Annotated in this window: 15 protein-coding genes; 11 read left to right on the forward strand and 4 right to left on the reverse strand. The window is 71.5% G+C overall.

Annotated features, from left to right (window positions below; translation table 11 throughout):
- The first annotated feature begins 56 nt into the window (after window positions 1-56).
- The 7 genes from EV380_RS02210 (at window position 57) to EV380_RS02235 (ending at window position 11575) form a co-directional block, all read left to right on the forward strand.
- Complete coding sequence (locus EV380_RS02210) at window positions 57-1319, forward strand: BtrH N-terminal domain-containing protein (protein WP_130449029.1); 1263 nt, start codon at window positions 57-59, stop codon at window positions 1317-1319.
- A 41-nt stretch (window positions 1320-1360) separates the two neighbouring features.
- On the forward strand, window positions 1361-2506 hold the full coding sequence (locus EV380_RS02215; RefSeq protein ID WP_130449031.1) for a GuaB3 family IMP dehydrogenase-related protein: 1146 nt from the start codon (window positions 1361-1363) through the stop codon (window positions 2504-2506).
- A gap of 5 nt (window positions 2507-2511) precedes the next feature.
- Window positions 2512-4281, forward strand: a complete 1770-nt coding sequence (locus EV380_RS02220; protein WP_102160991.1) for a glycerol-3-phosphate dehydrogenase/oxidase — start codon at window positions 2512-2514, stop codon at window positions 4279-4281.
- A gap of 63 nt (window positions 4282-4344) precedes the next feature.
- Complete coding sequence (locus EV380_RS16535) at window positions 4345-4494, forward strand: hypothetical protein (RefSeq protein ID WP_165391873.1); 150 nt, start codon at window positions 4345-4347, stop codon at window positions 4492-4494.
- 41 nt (window positions 4495-4535) lie between these two features.
- Window positions 4536-5888, forward strand: a complete 1353-nt coding sequence (locus EV380_RS02225) for an SURF1 family cytochrome oxidase biogenesis protein (protein ID WP_242607471.1) — start codon at window positions 4536-4538, stop codon at window positions 5886-5888.
- Between the two features lie 50 nt (window positions 5889-5938).
- Entirely contained in the window at window positions 5939-7525 is a 1587-nt protein-coding gene (gene guaA, locus EV380_RS02230; protein WP_102161006.1) for a glutamine-hydrolyzing GMP synthase, read from the forward strand.
- A 198-nt stretch (window positions 7526-7723) separates the two neighbouring features.
- Complete coding sequence (locus EV380_RS02235; RefSeq protein ID WP_242607472.1) at window positions 7724-11575, forward strand: DUF4011 domain-containing protein; 3852 nt, start codon at window positions 7724-7726, stop codon at window positions 11573-11575.
- Between the two features lie 8 nt (window positions 11576-11583).
- Here the strand turns inward: EV380_RS02235 and EV380_RS02240 are convergent, their stop codons facing one another.
- From EV380_RS02240 to EV380_RS02250, 3 genes are all read right to left on the reverse strand, one after another.
- Window positions 11584-12276 carry an RcpC/CpaB family pilus assembly protein gene (locus EV380_RS02240; protein WP_130449033.1) on the reverse strand — a complete coding sequence of 231 codons (693 nt, stop codon included), beginning with the start codon at window positions 12274-12276 and terminating at the stop codon, window positions 11584-11586.
- 93 nt (window positions 12277-12369) lie between these two features.
- Complete coding sequence (locus EV380_RS02245; protein WP_102161063.1) at window positions 12370-12582, reverse strand: FmdB family zinc ribbon protein; 213 nt, start codon at window positions 12580-12582, stop codon at window positions 12370-12372.
- Between the two features lie 42 nt (window positions 12583-12624).
- Window positions 12625-13245: a 5-formyltetrahydrofolate cyclo-ligase gene (locus EV380_RS02250; protein ID WP_165391874.1), complete on the reverse strand. Its 621-nt coding sequence runs from the start codon at window positions 13243-13245 to the stop codon at window positions 12625-12627.
- Window positions 13246-13285: 40 nt separating this feature from the next.
- Between EV380_RS02250 and EV380_RS02255 the strand changes: the two genes are divergently transcribed.
- From EV380_RS02255 to EV380_RS02270, 4 genes are all read left to right on the forward strand, one after another.
- Entirely contained in the window at window positions 13286-13900 is a 615-nt protein-coding gene (locus tag EV380_RS02255) for a GNAT family N-acetyltransferase (RefSeq protein ID WP_130449037.1), read from the forward strand.
- A 234-nt stretch (window positions 13901-14134) separates the two neighbouring features.
- A complete protein-coding gene (locus tag EV380_RS02260) occupies window positions 14135-14854 on the forward strand; it encodes a hypothetical protein (RefSeq protein WP_130449039.1) in 720 nt (239 codons plus the stop codon).
- Between the two features lie 33 nt (window positions 14855-14887).
- Window positions 14888-16156, forward strand: coding sequence for an aminoglycoside phosphotransferase family protein (locus EV380_RS02265; RefSeq protein WP_130449041.1), 1269 nt, complete (start codon window positions 14888-14890; stop codon window positions 16154-16156).
- Window positions 16157-16321: 165 nt separating this feature from the next.
- Entirely contained in the window at window positions 16322-16732 is a 411-nt protein-coding gene (locus EV380_RS02270) for a hypothetical protein (RefSeq protein ID WP_130449043.1), read from the forward strand.
- Here EV380_RS02270 and EV380_RS02275 read toward each other — a convergent pair.
- Window positions 16729-17403 (reverse strand): response regulator transcription factor, encoded by a 675-nt coding sequence (locus EV380_RS02275; RefSeq protein WP_102161075.1) that lies wholly within the window; start codon window positions 17401-17403, stop codon window positions 16729-16731. The genes EV380_RS02270 and EV380_RS02275 overlap by 4 nt on opposite strands.
- Window positions 17404-17416: the final 13 nt, after the last annotated feature.

A 17416-nucleotide genomic window follows, 5' to 3' on the forward strand; every position in this document is an offset into this window, starting at 1 on the left:
CGCGATCGCCGGGCCCGCACCCCACCCGCAGCACCGACCAGAAGGACGCCACTTCAGTGCCCCAGCCGAAACAGCTCAAGAAGCTCGCCCGCGAGCGCATGGCCCGCACGGGGGAGACGTACACGCAGGCCCGCAAGGCCGTCCTCGCCGGCGCTCCGGCCCCCGGCGCGCGCCGCCCGACCGCGCCCGCCGCGGCCCAGCCGCACGACGACGGCGCGGACCTTCCCGAGTACCCTGCGCCGGAGGGCGTGGTGCAGTACGACGCCGGGCTGTGGCAGCGGGTGCTCACGCAGGCCGGCGTCACCGACCCGCGCACGTCCGCACCGCTCAGCGAGGCGCTGCTCGCCGGGCTCGCCGGCGGCATCGGCTTCATGGTCTTCACGTTCGAGTACGCCTCGGGCACGACGGCGACCGTCGTCACCCGCGCCCACCCCGAGCCCTACATCGAGAACCTTCTGGAGCGCGTCGGGGTGCCGGTGCGGCAGGTGCACACCTCGAGCTCGAAGGCGGCCCAGACTCACCTCGACGAGGGGCTGGACGCCGGCCGCGCCGTCGTCGTGCGCGTGACCGAGACCGTGCTGCCGTGGGTCGATTCCGACGTGCCGGACACCGACGCCGAGTCCGTCGATCTGGCCGTGCTCGGCGAGGACGAGGACGGCAAGTACCTCATCGATGACGGCTCGGGCGCGCTGCGGGTGCTGCGCCCCGGGCAGCTCTCGGCCGCGCGCTCGCGCCGGAAGAAGGACAAGAACTGGCAGGCGTGGGTGCCCGAATCCGTGCAGCCGCGCGAGGTCGAGCTCGTCGCGGCCATCGCCGCCGCCGTGCGCGAGACCTCCGCGCGCCTGCTGGGGGAGAGCGAGCTGGCGGGCATTCCCGCGCATTTCGCCAAGAACTTCGGCGTCGCCGGGATGCGCACGTGGGCCTCGAAGCTCACCGGGACCGGCGCGCGCGACTGGCCGGCGCTGTTTGGCGACGCCGACCGGCTCGAGACGGCGCTGGAGATGATCTCCGGGTTCTTCGACGGCGGCCGCTACAGCGGCGCCGGCGGGCTGCGCGGGCTCTACGCGCGGTTCCTGGAGGAGGCCGCCGAGCGCGACGGGCTGGGCCCGCTGGGCGCGGCGGCGGGCGCGTACCGCGACCTCGCCGCGGACTGGGACGAGCTGATCGCGCTGCTGCGCCCCGAGGCCGCGCGCGAGAAGCGGTTCGCCGCCACGGGCGACTACCTGGCGGAGCTGGCGGGCCGGGTCGAGGCCCTGGCCGACGCCGAGCAGGCCGCGGCCGAGGCACTGCGTGACGCCGCGGCGGCCTTGGACGTCTAGGGTTCGGCCCGCTCGCGAGGGCGCGCTGATAGGCTGGTGCGGTGATGAACGAGATTGAAATCGGCCGCGGCAAGCGCGGTGCACGGGCCTATTCGCTCGACGATGTGGCCATCGTCCCGAACCGCCGGACCCGCGACCCGCAGGACGTCTCCGTGGCGTGGCAGATCGACGCGTTCCAGTTCGAGGCGCCGATCATCGGCGCTCCGATGGACTCCGTGATGAGCCCGGCGACGGCGATCGCCCTCGGCCGGCTCGGCGGGCTCGGCGTCCTGAACCTCGAGGGGTTGTGGACCCGGTACGAGCAGCCGGAGAAGGTGCTCGAGGAGATCACCTCGCTTGAGGCCGATGCGTCGAACGCGTTCAACCCCGCCGTGACCCGACGCATGCAGGAGATCTACTCCGCGCCGATCCAGCCCGAGCTGATCACCGCGCGCCTCGAGGAGGTGCGCGAGGCCGGCGTCGTCGTCGCCGCGTCCCTGACCCCGCAGCGGACGCAGGAGTTCTACCGCACGGTCGTCGACGCCGGCGTCGACATCTTCGTCATCCGCGGCACCACGGTCTCCGCCGAGCACGTCTCGCAGAACCAGGAGCCGCTGAACCTCAAGCAGTTCATCTACGAGCTCGACGTGCCCGTCATCGTCGGCGGCGCGGCCGGCTACACTCCGGCCCTGCACCTCATGCGCACGGGCGCCGCGGGCGTGCTCGTCGGCTTCGGCGGCGGCGCCACCGGCACCACCCGCCGCGCGCTCGGCATTCACGCACCGCTCGCCACGGCCATCTCCGACGTCGCCGCCGCACGCCGCGACTACATCGAGGAGTCCGGCGGCCGCTACGTGCATGTCATCGCCGACGGAGGCCTCGGCCACAGCGGCAACATCGTCAAGGCCCTCGCGATGGGAGCGGACGCCGTCATGCTCGGCACCTCCCTCGCCCGGGCCACGGAGGCTCCCGGCGCCGGCTGGCACTGGGGCCTGGAAGCGTCCCACCCCGACAGCCCCCGCGGCGACCGGGTCAAGGTGGGCACCGTCGGTCCGCTCGAGGAGATCCTCTACGGGCCGTCGCATCACACGGATGGAACATCCAACATCATCGGCGCGCTGCGCCGCTCGATGGCGACCACCGGCTACTCCGATGTGAAGGAGTTCCAGCGGGTGGACGTCGTCGTGTCCCCCTACCAGGCGAAGTAGAGACCATGACATCGACTCGGGCAGAGAACTCAACGGCAGGACACTCCGGACACGGACAACTGGGGCCGGAGAGCCGGTCCGAGTCGATCGAGGCGCTCAAGGCCACGAGTGAGCCCGGGGCCGAGCTCGACGTGCTGATCGTCGGCGGCGGCATCGTCGGCGCCGGCAGCGCGCTCGACGCCGTGACCCGCGGCCTGCGCGTCGGCATCGTCGAGGCCCGGGACTGGGCCTCCGGCACGTCCTCGCGCTCCTCGAAGCTCATCCACGGCGGCCTGCGCTACCTGGAGATGCTCGACTTCGGCCTCGTGCACGAGGCGCTGCAGGAGCGCGGGTTGCTGCTCGACCGCATCGCCCCGCACCTGGTCAAACCCGTGCCGTTCCTGTTCCCGCTGACCAAGCGCTTCTTCGAGCGCCCGTTCGTCGGCGCCGGCATCGCCCTCTACGACGGGCTCGCGATGGCCTCGGGCCGCAGCCGCGGCGTGCCGTTGCACCGCCACTTCTCGCGGCGCGGGACCCTGCGCGCCGCCCCGAGCCTCAAGGACGACGCGTTCGTCGGGTCGATCCGCTACTACGACGCGCAGGTCGACGACGCCCGCCTCGTCGTCGACGTCGTCCGCACGGCCGCCAAGTACGGGGCGCAGGCCGCGAATCGGGTCAAGGTCGTCGACTTCCTGCGCGAGGGCGAGCGCGTCGTCGGGGCGCGGCTCGAGGACCAGGAGACCGGCGAGCTGTTCGAGGCCCGCGCGAAGCAGGTCATCAACGCGACCGGCGTCTGGACCGACGAGACCCAGGACCTCGTCACCGACCGGGGGCAGCTCAAGGTGCGCGCGTCCAAGGGCATCCACCTCGTCGTCCCGCGCGACCGCTTCCAGTCGACCGTGGGGCTCATCCTGCGCACGGAGAAGTCGGTGCTGTTCGTCATCCCGTGGGGCCGGCACTGGATCATCGGCACCACCGACACCGATTGGAAGCTCGACAAGGCCCACCCGGCCGCCTCGAGCAAGGACATCGACTACGTCCTGAACCACGTGAACAAGATCCTCAAGCGCCCGCTGACCCGCGAGGACGTCGAGGGCGTCTACGCAGGGCTGCGCCCGCTGCTGGCGGGGGAGAACGACTCCACCGCGAAGCTCTCGCGCGAGCACGTGGTCGCGCACCCCGTCCCCGGGCTCGTCGTCGTCGCCGGCGGCAAGTACACGACCTACCGGGTCATGGCGAAGGACGCGGTCGACGAGGCCGTGCGCAGCCTCGACGCTTCGGCACCCGAGTCCTGCACCGACACGATCCCGCTGCTCGGCGCGGAGGGGTACAAAGCCGCCTGGAACAGTCGGAACCGGCTGGCCCGCTGGTCCGGAGTGCACGTCGCCCGTGTCGAGCACCTCCTCTCCCGCTACGGGTCGCTGACGCGCGACGTGCTCGAGCTGATCCGCGCGGACGAGACCCTCGGCGAGCCGCTGCCCGGCGCCGACGACTACCTCGGCGCGGAGGTCGTGTACGCGACGACGCACGAGGGCGCCCGGCACATCCACGATGTCCTGACGCGCCGCACCCGCATCTCCATCGAGGCCTGGGACCGCGGAGTCTCTGCGGCCCCGGTCGTCGCCGAGCTCATGGCCCCGCTGCTCGGCTGGTCGCCCGCGCAGATCGAGCGCGAGGTCAAGCACTACCTCGCCCGTGTCGAGGCCGAGCGCGAGAGCCAGGAGCAGCCGGACGACGTCTCGGCGGACAACGCCCGCATGAACGTGGAGGACATCGTCCCGGTCCGCGAGGACTGACTCACTCCCGGCCTGCACGGCGAGGAGGCCGGATTCCGCGGCCGGCCTGGCGTGATCTTCGCCATGTTCTCCCTCGTCGCCGTCGTGCTTTTCCTGAGGGAATACACGGGAGGTGAAGCGTTCGCCTACGGCCTCCTCGGAGGGGCCTCGGCGGCGATCGGGCGCTGGGTCGTCCGGCCCGAGGCACCCGTTCCGGTGGCCGCCGCAGGGTAGCCCGTTAGCTCTTCTACAAGGCATCGAAGTAGGCTGGGACGGTGTTGAAAACCGCCCTGAAGCCCAAATGGCTGCTGGCCCTGCTCCTGGCCTTACTGCTCTCCGGAGGGTTCGTCCTGCTGAGCCAATGGCAGTTCGGCCGCGCCAAGACGGCGCCGCCGCCGCCGGCCTCGGTGACGGAGAATCCGGTCGAACTGACGAGCCACTTCGGCCCGTATCGCCCCATGATGGCCGGCGATGCCGACCAGATCGTCGCGGCCACCGGCAGCTTCCTGCCGGACTCCCAGCTTCTGGTCTCCGGGCGATTGCAGAACGACGCCGACGGCACTCCGGACGAGGGCTACTGGGTCGTCGCCGGGCTCGTCCTCGACGATCCCCTCCCGGAAGGGGAGGAAGCGCCCGACGGGTCTGCGGCCGCAGCAGGCGGCGACGTCGTCATCCCCGTCGTGCGCGGCTGGCAGCCAGACACCAGCGCAGCGGCCGCGCCGCCGTCGTCCACCGTGACGGTCACCGGGAGGCTGCTGCCGACCGAGTCCCCGCAGGCGGGGGACCACCGCGACGGCGTCGTCGACGCACTCTCGGTCGCCGAGCTGATCAACCTGTGGGACGTCGACTCGTACAGCGGGTTCGTCGTCGCGTTCGAGACGGAGACGGCCGCGGGCGCCGACGCCTCGGCGACGGACCTGGAACCGGTGTGGGTCGGTCCGCAACCACCCGAGTCGCAGACCAACTGGCTGAACATCTTCTACGGGCTCGAGTGGGCGCTCTTCGCGGGCTTCGCGTTCTTCCTCTGGACCCGGCTCGTCGTCGACGACTACCGCCGCGACGCCCGCGCCGCCGCACTGAACCGCACCCCGAACCACCGACCGGAAGGCGAGACCGTGTCCGAAACCCCGACGCCCCCGTCAGGACAGACCCCCGAGCACGGCACGAGCGAGTCGGTGACCAGCCTGACGGGCCGCCGGCTCGGTGGAACGCACGCCCAGATCCGCAATGCCGCCGGCTGGTTCAAGGTCGCCGCGTACATCACCGGCGTGTTCCTGCTGCTGCTCGTGGTCGAGATGACCGCCAAGTACGGCTTCGGCGTCGAACTCGTCGCCGGCGGGACGCTCTTCGACGGTTCGAGCAACGCGCTCGGCTTCGTGCCCGTGGACGGCTACACGGGCGGCTTCAACATCACACTGGCGATCCAGATCGCGCACGGCTGGATGTACGTCCTCTACCTCTTGTGTGATTTCCGCCTCTGGATGCTGATGCGCTGGAAGTTCACGCGGCTGCTGTTCATCGCCCTCGGCGGCGTCGTGCCATTCCTGTCGTTCTACGTGGAGGCCAAGATCCACGCGGAGGTGCAACAGGAGATCGAATCCAACCCGGCAGCCGTCCAGCGGTACTAGGCGCGCAACAGCGGACCGGAAGTGCGGGCGCGTCGACTAAAGTGGATGCCGTGACTAACGTTCCTGCTGCTCCAGACCATCAGACGGTTCTGGTCGTCGACTACGGTGCCCAGTACGCGCAGCTCATCGCGCGCCGCGTACGCGAGGCCAATGTGTATTCGGAGATCGTTCCGCACACCATGACGACCGAGGCGATCCTCGCCAAGAAGCCGGCGGCGATCATCCTGTCCGGCGGCCCGTCGAGCGTCTACGCCGAAGGTGCCCCGCGGGTCGAGGCGGACCTGTTCGAGGCCGGCGTGCCGGTGCTCGGCATCTGCTACGGCTTCCAGGCCATGTCCAACGCCCTGGGCGGCGACGTCGCCCGGACCGGCCTGCGCGAGTACGGCTCCACCGGCGTGAAGACCACCGGTGACGCGCGTTCGATCCTCGCCGGCACTCCCGAGGACCAGAGCGTGTGGATGAGCCACGGCGACTCCGTGCTCGGCGCGCCGGCCGGCTTCGACGTGCTCGCCACCTCCGAGGGTGCACCCGTGGCGGCCATCGCCGACGAGGAGCGCAGGCTCTTCGGCGTGCAGTGGCACCCCGAGGTCAAGCACTCCGCCCACGGCCAGACCGTGCTCGAGAACTTCCTCTTCAAGGGCGCCCGGCTGACCCCCGACTGGACCACCGGCAACATTGTCGAGGAGCAGGTCGAGCGCATCCGCGAGCAGGTCGGTACCGGGCGTGCCATCTGCGGGCTCTCCGGCGGCGTCGACTCCGCCGTGGCCGCGGCCCTCGTCCAGCGCGCCATCGGCGACCAGCTGACCTGCGTCTTCGTGAACCACGGCCTGCTGCGCGAGGGTGAGGCCGAACAGGTGGAGACGGACTTCGTCGCCGCGACCGGGGCCAAGCTCTACGTCGCCGACGAGCAGGAGCGCTTCCTTTCCGCCCTCGCCGGCGTCACGGACCCGGAGGAGAAGCGCAAGATCATCGGCCGCGAGTTCATCCGCGCTTTTGAGGCGGCCGAGGTCGAGATCGTCAAGGAGTCCGCGGAGGAGGGCGAGCCCGTTCGATTCCTCGTCCAGGGCACCCTGTACCCGGACGTCGTCGAGTCCGGCGGCGGCGAAGGCGCGGCCAACATCAAGAGCCACCACAACGTCGGCGGCCTGCCGGAGGACCTGCAGTTCGAGCTCGTCGAGCCGCTGCGCACCCTCTTCAAAGACGAGGTTCGCTCCGTCGGCGCGCAGCTGGGCCTGCCGGACGAGATCGTCCAGCGCCAGCCGTTCCCCGGCCCGGGCCTGGGCATCCGCATCATCGGCGAGGTCAACGAGGAGCGCCTGACCCTGCTGCGCAAGGCCGACGCGATCGCTCGCGCCGAGCTGACTGCCGCGGGGCTGGACCAGGAGGTCTGGCAGATGCCGGTCGTCCTGCTGGCCGACGTTCGCTCCGTCGGCGTCCAGGGCGACGGGCGCACCTACGGTCACCCGATCGTGCTGCGCCCCGTCTCCAGCGAGGACGCCATGACGGCCGACTGGTCGCGCCTGCCCTACGATCTGCTCGCACGGATCTCGAACCGGATCACCAACGAGGTCGACGGCGTCAACCGCGTCACGCTCGACGTCACGAGCAAGCCGCCGGGAACCATCGAGTGGGAGTAGACCCCCGCGAGGACCCCGCCTCCCGGCCCCGGCGCACGCGCCCGGCCGGGAGGCGGGGTTTTCCCGTCTCTGCGGCGAAGCAGCCCGCGCTCAGGCGTGTTTCGGTCGCCCGAACCGGAGGGTTTCTGACGTAGTTTAGAAGGGCCGTCGGTCTCCTTCGACGGCGGCGAGGCAAGCGATGGAAGGCGGTATCCGTTGGTGGGGACTGAAGAAAGCGGGTCGGCGATCGCCGACTGGCTGGACGAGCTCGGACCGGGAGCAGGCACGGACACGCTGCTGCGCTTCGCCGGTTCACCCTCCAACAGCATCGACGTCACGCACGCGCACCCCTCCGGCCTGGCCCAGTTCATGGCCGGCCGCCGCACGCGGCTCTCCATGCTCCTGCGCGACCAGGAGGCCTTTCTGCCGGGCCTGCGCACCGCACGCGCCCTGCGTGGCAAGATCCAGGAGCTCGCCGACGAGCGCGGCATCGACGTCGGCTACCTCGCCGCGGGCGTCGTCTCGTGGCGCTCCGTTGTCGACAGCCGTTCGGAGCAGTTCAGCGCCCCGGTGATGCTCGTGCGGATCAGCCTCGCCGCCCGCGACCGCGACGACTACGACGTCCAGATCTCCGGGCGGGCCCAGGTCAACCCAGCCCTCGTGCGCTACTTCGCCGAGCACCACGACGTCGACATCGACCTCGACGCACTCTACGGCGCCGCCTACATGACCGCCCGCTTCGACCCCCGGCAGGCGATGGACGAGCTGCGCCGCCAGCTCGCCGGCATGCCGAGCACCGTCGTCGAACACCGCCTGCTCGTCTCCACGTTCGCCGACGTCGCGGATCCGGCGGACCCGGACCACATCGACCCAGAGCACCCGGTCCTCGCCCGCCTGCTCGCCGCGCGCGGGAACGTCGACGGCCCCGCCCCGGCCGTCGTCGAGCCCGATATCGAGGTGCTCAGCAGCGACGACCGCGACCCCGCCGACGAGCTGCTCGTGCTCGACGCCGATGCGAGCCAGCAGGAGGTCCTGGACCTCCTCGAGGCCGGCGAGTCCGTCGCCGTGTCCGCGCCCCCGGGCACGGGCCAGACGCAGACCGCCGTCAACGCCGCCGCGCTCCTGGCCGGGCAGGGCAAGCGGATCCTCGTCGTCGCCGAGCGCCGGGAGACTGCCGCCGAGTTCGCCGACCGCCTCGAGCAGCTGGGCCTCGGCGGCCTCGCCCTGCGCATCGTCCCGGAGATCGACGCCGAGACCCTGCGCCGCCAGCTGACCCGGGCGATCCTGCGCAACGAGCGGGCCACCGAGCCGAAGCTCGAGAAGCTGCACGAGACCCTCAAGCGCCACCGCCACGCGCTGCTGGATCACGTGCGCTCCCTGCACAACGTGCGCGAGCGGTGGGGCTGCTCGCCCTACCAGGCGATGCAGGAGCTCGCCCGGCTGACCTCGCTGCTGCCGGCGCCGTCGACCGCGGTCCGCCTCAAGCGCTCGGTGCTGGACTCGATCGTCACCCGCCACGAGACCAGCGCCAAGCTGCGTCGGGCCGCAGAGATCGGCGCGTTCACCCAGAAGGCCGTCGACAGCCCCTGGTACGGCGCCCGGCTGCGCAACACCCGGGAGGCCGACGAGGCTTTCGAGCTCGCCGAGCGGCTCGACGAGGAGCTCGCGCCGCTGCGCGAGAAGATGCAGAAGCTCGCCGAGTACTCGCAGGTCAAGCTCGGAGCGACGGTCGCCACGTGGGGTGAGCAGCTCGAGCTCGTCGTCGCCGTGCGTGAAAGCCTCGACAAGTTCGAATCCGACATCTTCGACCGCTCGGTCGACGACCTCATCGCCGCGACCGCTTCCTCGGCGTGGCGCAAGGAGCGCGGGATCGAGCTCGGCTCCGTGACCCGCAGCCGCCTGCGCCGCGTCGCGAAGGAGTACATCCGTCCGGGCGTGCACATCGCGGACCTGCACACGTCGCTGCAGGAGGTGCAGCAGCAGCGGGAGGCTTGGAAGAGCTACGCCACGAGCCAACGGCACCCCACCGTGCCCAACGGGCTGCATGAGATCCACCGGCAGTACACGGCGACCCGCAAGCGGCTGCAGGACCTCGACCGCGTCATGGGCACCGGCCGGCGCGAGAAGTCCCTCGCCGATCGCGACGTCGCCGACGTGGTGGCCCACGTCAAGCGGCTCGTCGCGGACCGCGAGGAGCTCACGACGCTGCCGGAGCGGACGCTGCTCATCGAGCAGCTGACCGAGTCGGGGCTGGCCGAGTTGATGGACGACCTGCGCGGGCGCGAGGTCCCGGCCGACCAGGTCGGGCACGAGCTCGAGCTCGCCTGGTGGCAGTCCGTGCTCGAGGCCATGATCAGCGGCGACGACTACCTCGCGATGTCCGACGGGAACCAGCTGCGCCAGCTGGAAGCCGAATACCGTCTCGCCGACAACGCGCACATCGCCTCCGGGGCGTCGCGCCTGAAGTGGGAGCTGGCGCAGCGGTGGAAGGCCGCGCTCGGCGACCACCGCGCCGGCAGCCGCGAGCTCAAGGCGCTGCTCAAGGACGGGCAGCCGAGCGTCGAGGCGCTGGCCGGATTCGGTGCGCCTCTAGTCAACTCGCTGGTCCCCGTCTGGGTCGGCTCGCCGCTGATGATCCCCTCGGTGGTACCGGCCGAGACGAAGTTCGACGCCGTGATGCTGCTCGACGCGGACGCGCTCTCGCTGCGCAGCGCCCTGGGCGCGATCAGCCGCGCGCCCCAGATCGTGGCCTTCGGCGACGATGCGCTCGGCGGCCCGAAGAGCTTCAGCGTCTCCGTCGATCCGACGGCGTCCCTGCGCGCCCCCAAGCAGCCGGTGGGGACCTTCACCGCGCTGTCCGAGGTGCTGCCGAAGCGCCGGTTGACGACCGTCTACCGCGGCGTCGACGAGAACCTGACCGAGATCCTCGGGGCGGCCTACTACGACTCCGAGCTGAGCCGCCTTCCCGTGGCGCGTGCCCTCGGCCCGAACAAGCCGGCCCTGTGCGTCGAGTACGTGCACGACGGCACCGGCCTGCCGGACGCCGGCGCCGAGGCCGTCGAGTCCACCGTGGGCGAAGTCCGGCTCGTCGCCGACCTCGTCTTCTCGCACATCCGCCGGCGCCCGCAGATGTCGCTCGCCGTCGTCGCGTCCAACCAGCGCCACGCGGCCCGCATCGCCGAGGCCATCCAGGTCCAGCTGCCGAACTACCCGTGGGCCCGCGAGTTCTTCGCCCGCGAGGACGAGCGGTTCCAGGTCTCGACGATCGAGCGTTCCAAGTCGATCGTGCGCGACGCGGTCATTCTCGCGCTCGGCTACGGTCGCACCCCGCACGGCAAGGCCGTGCATGATTTCGGCGCCCTCTCCGGGCCCGAGGGCGACCAGCTCGTCGCCTCGGCACTCACTCGATCCCGTGAATTCCTGACGATCGTCACGGCCGTCCGCCCCGAGGACCTGGATCTGGAGCGGGTCAAGGGCGGTGCGTCGCGCCTCATGGACGTCATCGAGCACGCGCTGGCCCCCGAGGCGGGTTCCGACGACGACGGCGCCCCGCTCGAGGACCCGCTCGTGGCCGACCTGCGCAATCGGCTTCTCGAGCGCGGCGCCACTGTCCGGCAGCGCTACCGCGGCGAGCTCGACCTGGCGATCCAGGCGCCGGCGGCGGGTGACGAGGAGTCCGCACGCATGATGCCGCTGGCCGTCGTCTCCGACGGCACGGACGCCTACAGCCGGCTGACCGTGCGCCAGCGTTCGAGGCTGCGGCCGCAGCTGCTCGAGTCGCTCGGCTGGCGCTACGTTCCGCTCTGGACGATCGACGTCTTCAGCGACCCCGGCCGCATCGCCGACGCGCTCAGCGAGTACCTGAATCTCTCCGGATCCAACGAGGACGACGTGACCACTGCCGACTCCGGCGCCCAGAAGCCCTCCGGCCGCCGCGCCCAGAAGCCGACCCTCTTCACCGACCCGGTGCTGCCGCAGACGGCGGGGGAGGACGACCCGCGCTCCTGGGGCGAGTCCGGCGAGGACCGCGACGATTGGCTCAAGGAGCAGCGTCCGCCGCACTGGGGCTGACCTCACTGCTACGGCGCGACGAGCATGAGCTGCAGTCGCCCGCGGCTCGCAGCCCCGGCCAGCGCCTCGGCCTGCTCGGCGGACGCCGCCACGACCACCGTGGCCTGCGGCCCGCCGGGCACCGGCCCGTCCAGGAGCCCTCCGCGTGCCGCCGAGGGGACCCAGAGCACCGGTACAGCCCGCGCGATCCGGTTCGACTCGACGGGCCGTTCGTAGCCGTTGCCCTCACTAAGGACCACGTCGACGTGCAGCCCGGGGGAGAGCAGCGACAGCGTCTCCGTGTCGGCCGGCTGCAACGGCACGGCCACCGTCCCGGGTTCGGTGCCCGCCAGCAGGTGCTCGCCGACGAGCAGACCCTCGTGCAGGGGTGTGCCGGACGTCGCCGCGATCGCGAGCTGCTGGCCGATCAGGTCCGCACCGTCGTCGCGCTGCGCCGCGAACTGCGGCGGCAGCGCCGCCGCCTGGACCTCCCGGGCCTCGACGTCGCCGGGCTCGATCACGTGCCCGGACGGCAGATCGCGTGTGCTCACAGCGATCGCGACGCGCGGCGCCGCGTCCGGTGCCACGGCGCTGAGCCCGCAGGCGACCGCCAGCGCCGCCAGGGCCGCTGCGACGGGCCGCCGGTACCGGGCCACGACGTCGCGCCAGCCGCGCCGATAGCTGCTCGCCGGCACCCGGGCCGGCTTCCTCGTTCCTCGCATGTCTCCATCACAGCGTGCCGGGCACGCAAAAGCGCCGCCCACTTTCGCAGTGTGGACGGCGCCTGAAGTTTCAGCGGCTGTGGACGGAAAGTCCTAGCTGGTCGCCTCGGCGGACGCGGCCGGGGCGGAGGAGCGCGAGTCGGTGCGGTAGAAGCCCGAGCCCTTGAACGTGACGCCGCCGACGTTGAACTTCTTGCGCAGGGTGCCCTCGCAGCCCTCGCACGTCGTCAGGGAGTCCTCACTGAACGACTGGAAGACGTCGAACTCGCTGCCGCAGTCCTTGCAGGCGTAAGCGTAAGTGGGCATGGGCTTCCTTCCGGCACTCGGATGATTCGAGTGCCAATTCTATCACCGCGCGAACCACGCGATGCCGCGGGACGTGACGACGCCGTCCACCGGCTCGTCGAGGGGCCCGGCCGGCAGGGTGCCCGCCGTGGCCAGCTCGTGGTCGTAGACGACCGCGAGCAGCGCCGGCGCCGCCCCGCCCGAGCGGAGTTGGGCGATGAAACGGTCGTAGTACCCGCCGCCCTGCCCGAGGCGCGCCCCGAGCAGGTCCACGGCCTGCGCCGGAACCAGGACGACGTCGGCCGTGGCGACCGTCTCCACCCCGCCGCGGTGCCCGACGGGCTCGTCGATCGGGGCGACCGTGGAACGCTGCGTGGGCGCGCCCGGGCTCCAGCGCACCCACCCCAGCTGCCGTTCCGGCAGGCAGACGGGCACGAGGACGGTGGCGCCGTCGTCGTGCAGGGATTCCAACAGCGGGTCCAGCGTCGGTTCGGCGCCGTACGCCAGGTAGGCGGCCACTGTGACCGGCTGCGGGCGGGCGGCGAGCCAATTGCGCAACGCGTCGGCGACGGCCGCGGACTGGTGCGCGCGCTCCGCGACGGGCAGCTCGCGGCGGCGGCGGCGCCACACGCGGCGGACCTCGTCCTTGACCTCTGGCGCGACGGGGCTTGGTTCGGCGATCATGAGGTCATCGTAGCGGGGGTGAGCGCCTATGCTTTTGACCATGTCACGTCTTGCCCCGTGGTGGCCGGCCACGCTCGAATCCGGAGACATCCTGCTGCGCCCGCTGAAGGTCGGCGATCATGCAGAGTGGAGCGCGGCGCGGCGCCGGAACGCCGAGTGGCTCCGCCGCTGGGAGGCCACGCAGCCGGACTACGGCCGGGCGCCGTCGTTCCGCGAGATGGTGCGAGGGCTGAACCGGCAGGCCCGGGCCGCGCAGGCGCTGCCCTGGGTCATCGCGGTGCGCGACCCGCGGGCTGCGCGGCCGGTCATCGCCGGCCAGGTGACGGTCTCGGCGATCACGTGGGGCTCGGCGAAGAACTGCTCGATCGGGTACTGGATCGACAGCGAGCGAGCCGGGCAGGGCATCGTGCCGCGGGCGGTGGCAATGGCCGGGGACTTCTGTTTCGGCGAACTCGGCCTGCACCGGATCGAGATCAACATCCGCCCCGAGAACACGCCGAGTCTGCGCGTCGTCGAGAAGCTGGGGTTCCGCGACGAGGGGGAGCGGCGGGCGTTCCTGCACATCGACGGGCAATGGGCGGACCACCGGACTTTCGCGCTGACGAACGAGGAAGTCAGAGACGGGTTCCAGGCGCGGCTCGAGGCGTTCGGGTAGCGGGCCGGCCGCCTCCGGCGGCCGTTTGAGCGCGACATAAACCACACGGATGTGAGTTTCATGGCGGACACACCGCGAGTAATCCAAGGTCAGCCCGGCATCGCGACGTAACGTCAGGTGTGTGGATGCAGGTACCCGCCCGTTTCCGCACTTCCGCGCACCACCGTGACGTGGATTCGCAAACGTACAATACCGACCCGCACGGCCGGCACGGCCAGCACCGGGAGGACTCCCATGATGACGACTGAACCGCGCGAGACCGGCCTCCGGCAGCCTCAGGCGGCCCAGGGGCGATTCCGCGTGCGCTACGGACGGCTGGGCCTTGCCCTCATCGGCCTCACCGCGCTGGTCACGTTCGTCGTCACCGGCGCCCTGGCCCCGTTCGGTGTCGTCTCCGGGTTGTGGACGCTCGCCGCGGCCGCGGTCTTCGTCGGCAGCTTCGTCGGGTTGCGCTCGCTCGCCGTGCGCGACCGCCGCCGCCGGGTGCTGGCCCGCATCAACCGCACGTACAGCGACGCCATGGCCGCCGTCGCCGGGACCGTCGCAGCCGAGGCTCCGGATCACGGCAGCTCCGATGTCTTCGACGCGCAGCCCGGATCGGGTGAGACCGAGCGCCGGCTCACGGTTGAGGAACTGCGCGCCGAGGCCCGCCGCGTCGCCGCGCTCAAGGCCGCCCAGCGTCCCGTGTCCAGCACCCAGGCCCTCGACGCCGGCCGCACGTGGGACCCGGTCGCGGTTCCGAAGCCGACCTACGTCGAGGCCGCCAAGGCGCGACGCCCGGAGCCGCAGCCGCTGCCGCGCCCGGAGGAGAAGAAGCCGGTGAACGTCAAGAGCATTCTGGCGGACACCCGGGCCAGGTCCAACGCCGCGGCGGAGACGATCGCGGCCGGCACCGCGCCTGCGGGCCCGCGCATCAATCTCGACGACGTCCTCCAGCGCCGCCGCGGCGCCTGATTCGGACGCGGACGGAATCGGAGGCGCGTCGGCGTGGATTCCCCTCGAGCAGCGAAACGCTGGCCTGAGGAGCGCCAGCTCGCCTTCATCAACGCCCACGCCAGCCGGCTGGTCGCCTCCGGGATCGGCCTGGACCCCAGCAATTACGACACGCTGCAGCCGACTCAGGTCCAGCTGCAGCACCGGCCCGGCGCCGGCATCAGCGCCCTCTACGCGCTGCGCGACGGCAGCGGCCACATCGGCCTCACGACCGAGGAATTACCCGCGCCGGCTCCCGACAGCGACGGAACTCTGCCCTATACCCAGTTGCACGTGCCCGGCTACGAGGTGGCCCCGCAGGGATTCGACGAGCTCGTGGTCTCGGTGTGGCGCCACCCGCGCGACCCGAAGCTGCCGGGCCTGGCCGCCGCGGCGGTCCCCGAACGGGCCGAGGTCGCCTTCGGCGCCGGGGACCGGCTGACCCACCTCGAAACCGTTGCCTACCGCCCGCTGCGCCGCGCCGTCCTGCGGGCCACCTTCGCGCAGACCGAGCCGGAGCTCACCGAACGCGCGATCTATCTCAAGGTCATGCGTCCCGACCTCGCCGACGAGCTCGTCGAGCGCAGCCGCCTCCTCGCCGGCGCCGGGCTGCCCGTGCCGGACGTGCTCGCGCATCAGGAGGACGGCGTCGCCGCCTTTCGCGAGCTCTCCGGCGCCTCGCTCTCGCGCCTGATCATGCACGACGGCGGCACGAGCCTGGATCCGGCTGAGCTGGTCGCGCTCCTGGACAAGATGCCGGCGGCGGTCCTGGACCTGCCGCACCGCCCCGCGTGGGCCGATCGCGTCGACCGCTACGCGAGTGCGGCGCGGACGGCGCTGCCGGAGGCCGCATACCGGATCGACGAGCTCGAACGCGGGGTACGGGACGCGCTCGATGCAGCCGACCGCGGGCCGCTGGTGCCCACGCACGGGGACTTCTACGAGGCGAACCTCCTGATGGACGAGAACCGCCTGGTCGGGCTGCTCGACGTCGACAACGTCGGCCCCGGCCGCCGCGCCGACGACCTCGCGTGCCTGCTCGGGCACGTGGCCGTGCTGCCCGCCGTCGACCCCCGCTATGTGCACATCAACGAGGCCCTCGACCACTTCGGGTCGGTCTTTGAGCGCGGGTGCGACCCGCGGGCGCTGTGGGGGAGCGCGGCCGGCGTCGGAGTCTCGCTCATCGCCGGGGCGCGGGTGCCCGGCCAGGTAGATGAGTGGGTGCCGGCGGCCATGGGGCGGCTCGAGGCGGCCGAACGGCTGCTCGCACGCGTGCCGGGCTGAGCGCGGCAGGTGACCTGAGCGCGGAAGATGAGGGGGCTCTCATCTTCTCCTCCTCCGCCTCTCATGCGCCTGCGGCACGCTAGTCGTGTCGGGCCGATGCGCGCTCGGCGCAATGCACTCGAAAGGGACGCGGTGAAAACGAAAGCCTGGGCCATGGCGGGCGCCATGAGCCTTATCATCCTCGGCGGCGGCGCCGTCGTGGCCAGCGAGATGATCGGCGCTGACGACGACCTCGGGCCGGGCGTCATCGACGTCGCCACCGCCGGCGGGACGCCGAGTGGCACGGAGTCGTCGTCCGCGTCCGGGACGGGAGAGCCGGTTCAGGAATCCGAGGCCGGCTCCTCGGACAAGGACGCGCCGGTGTCGGAAGGGGGCGCGGAGCCTGAGGTCACGACCAGCCCTCCACCGCCGCCAAGAGACACGACGACGCGGGCCCCAGCCACACAGGAGTCCGAGCAGCCGGGCCCGGTCCGGCCGGCCACGCCGGAGGCCCCGGACGACGACGATGACGATGATGACGATGATGACGATGATGACGATGATGACGACGACGACGATGATGATGACGACGATTAGACGAGCCGGTATCCGGCTCCTCTGATCGTCTCGATGCGGGACGAGCCGAGCTTATTGCGCAGGTACCGCACGTAGACGTCCACGACGTTCGATCCGGGGTCGAAGTCGTAGCCCCAGACCCGCGAGAGCAGTTGCTCGCGGCTGAGGACCTGGCCCGCGTTGCGCAGGAACGCCTCGGCGAGGGCGAACTCCCGCGCCGAAAGATCGATGCTCCGGCCGTCGACCTCCGCCTGGCGGGCGCGCAGGTCCAACCGGAACCCGCCGTGGTCCAGCACGTCGTCCGGGTCGGCGGCGACGCTCGCCCCGTTGGCCGCAGGGCGCAGTCGGAGCCGGATCCGGGCGATGAGCTCCTCGAACCGGAACGGCTTGGCGAGGTAGTCGTCGGCCCCGCCGTTGAGGCCGGCCAGCGTGTCGTCGAGGCCCGTGCGCGCGGTCAGCATGATGACGGGGACGTCGTTGAGCCCGTCCCGGATCTGCCGCAGGACGTCGAACCCGTCGATGTCCGGGAGGCCGACGTCGAGCAGGATGAGCTCGAAGTCCCCGGTCATCGCCAGGCTGAGGCCCTCGGAACCGCTCGCGGCCACCGTCGGTTGGAAACCCGCCGAGCGCAGCCCCTTCGAGACGAAGGCGCTGATGCGGGGTTCGTCTTCGATGATCAGAATCTGGCTCACGAGTCGCTCCTTG

Origin of the sequence: Zhihengliuella halotolerans (assembly GCF_004217565.1) — a bacterium.
GTDB lineage: Bacteria > Actinomycetota > Actinomycetes > Actinomycetales > Micrococcaceae > Zhihengliuella > Zhihengliuella halotolerans.

What these genes read in the sequence shown, in the direction of transcription:
- EV380_RS02250 (WP_165391874.1), bottom strand. Translation starts at nt 13,245, where the DNA reads ATGATCGCCGAACCAAGCCCCGTCGCGCCAGAGGTCAAGGACGAGGTC.
- EV380_RS02220 (WP_102160991.1), top strand. Translation starts at nt 2,512, where the DNA reads ATGACATCGACTCGGGCAGAGAACTCAACGGCAGGACACTCCGGACAC.
- EV380_RS02260 (WP_130449039.1), top strand. Translation starts at nt 14,135, where the DNA reads ATGATGACGACTGAACCGCGCGAGACCGGCCTCCGGCAGCCTCAGGCG.
- EV380_RS02245 (WP_102161063.1), bottom strand. Translation starts at nt 12,582, where the DNA reads ATGCCCACTTACGCTTACGCCTGCAAGGACTGCGGCAGCGAGTTCGAC.
- EV380_RS02255 (WP_130449037.1), top strand. Translation starts at nt 13,286, where the DNA reads ATGTCACGTCTTGCCCCGTGGTGGCCGGCCACGCTCGAATCCGGAGAC.
- EV380_RS16535 (WP_165391873.1), top strand. Translation starts at nt 4,345, where the DNA reads ATGTTCTCCCTCGTCGCCGTCGTGCTTTTCCTGAGGGAATACACGGGA.
- EV380_RS02240 (WP_130449033.1), bottom strand. Translation starts at nt 12,276, where the DNA reads ATGCGAGGAACGAGGAAGCCGGCCCGGGTGCCGGCGAGCAGCTATCGG.
- EV380_RS02270 (WP_130449043.1), top strand. Translation starts at nt 16,322, where the DNA reads ATGAGCCTTATCATCCTCGGCGGCGGCGCCGTCGTGGCCAGCGAGATG.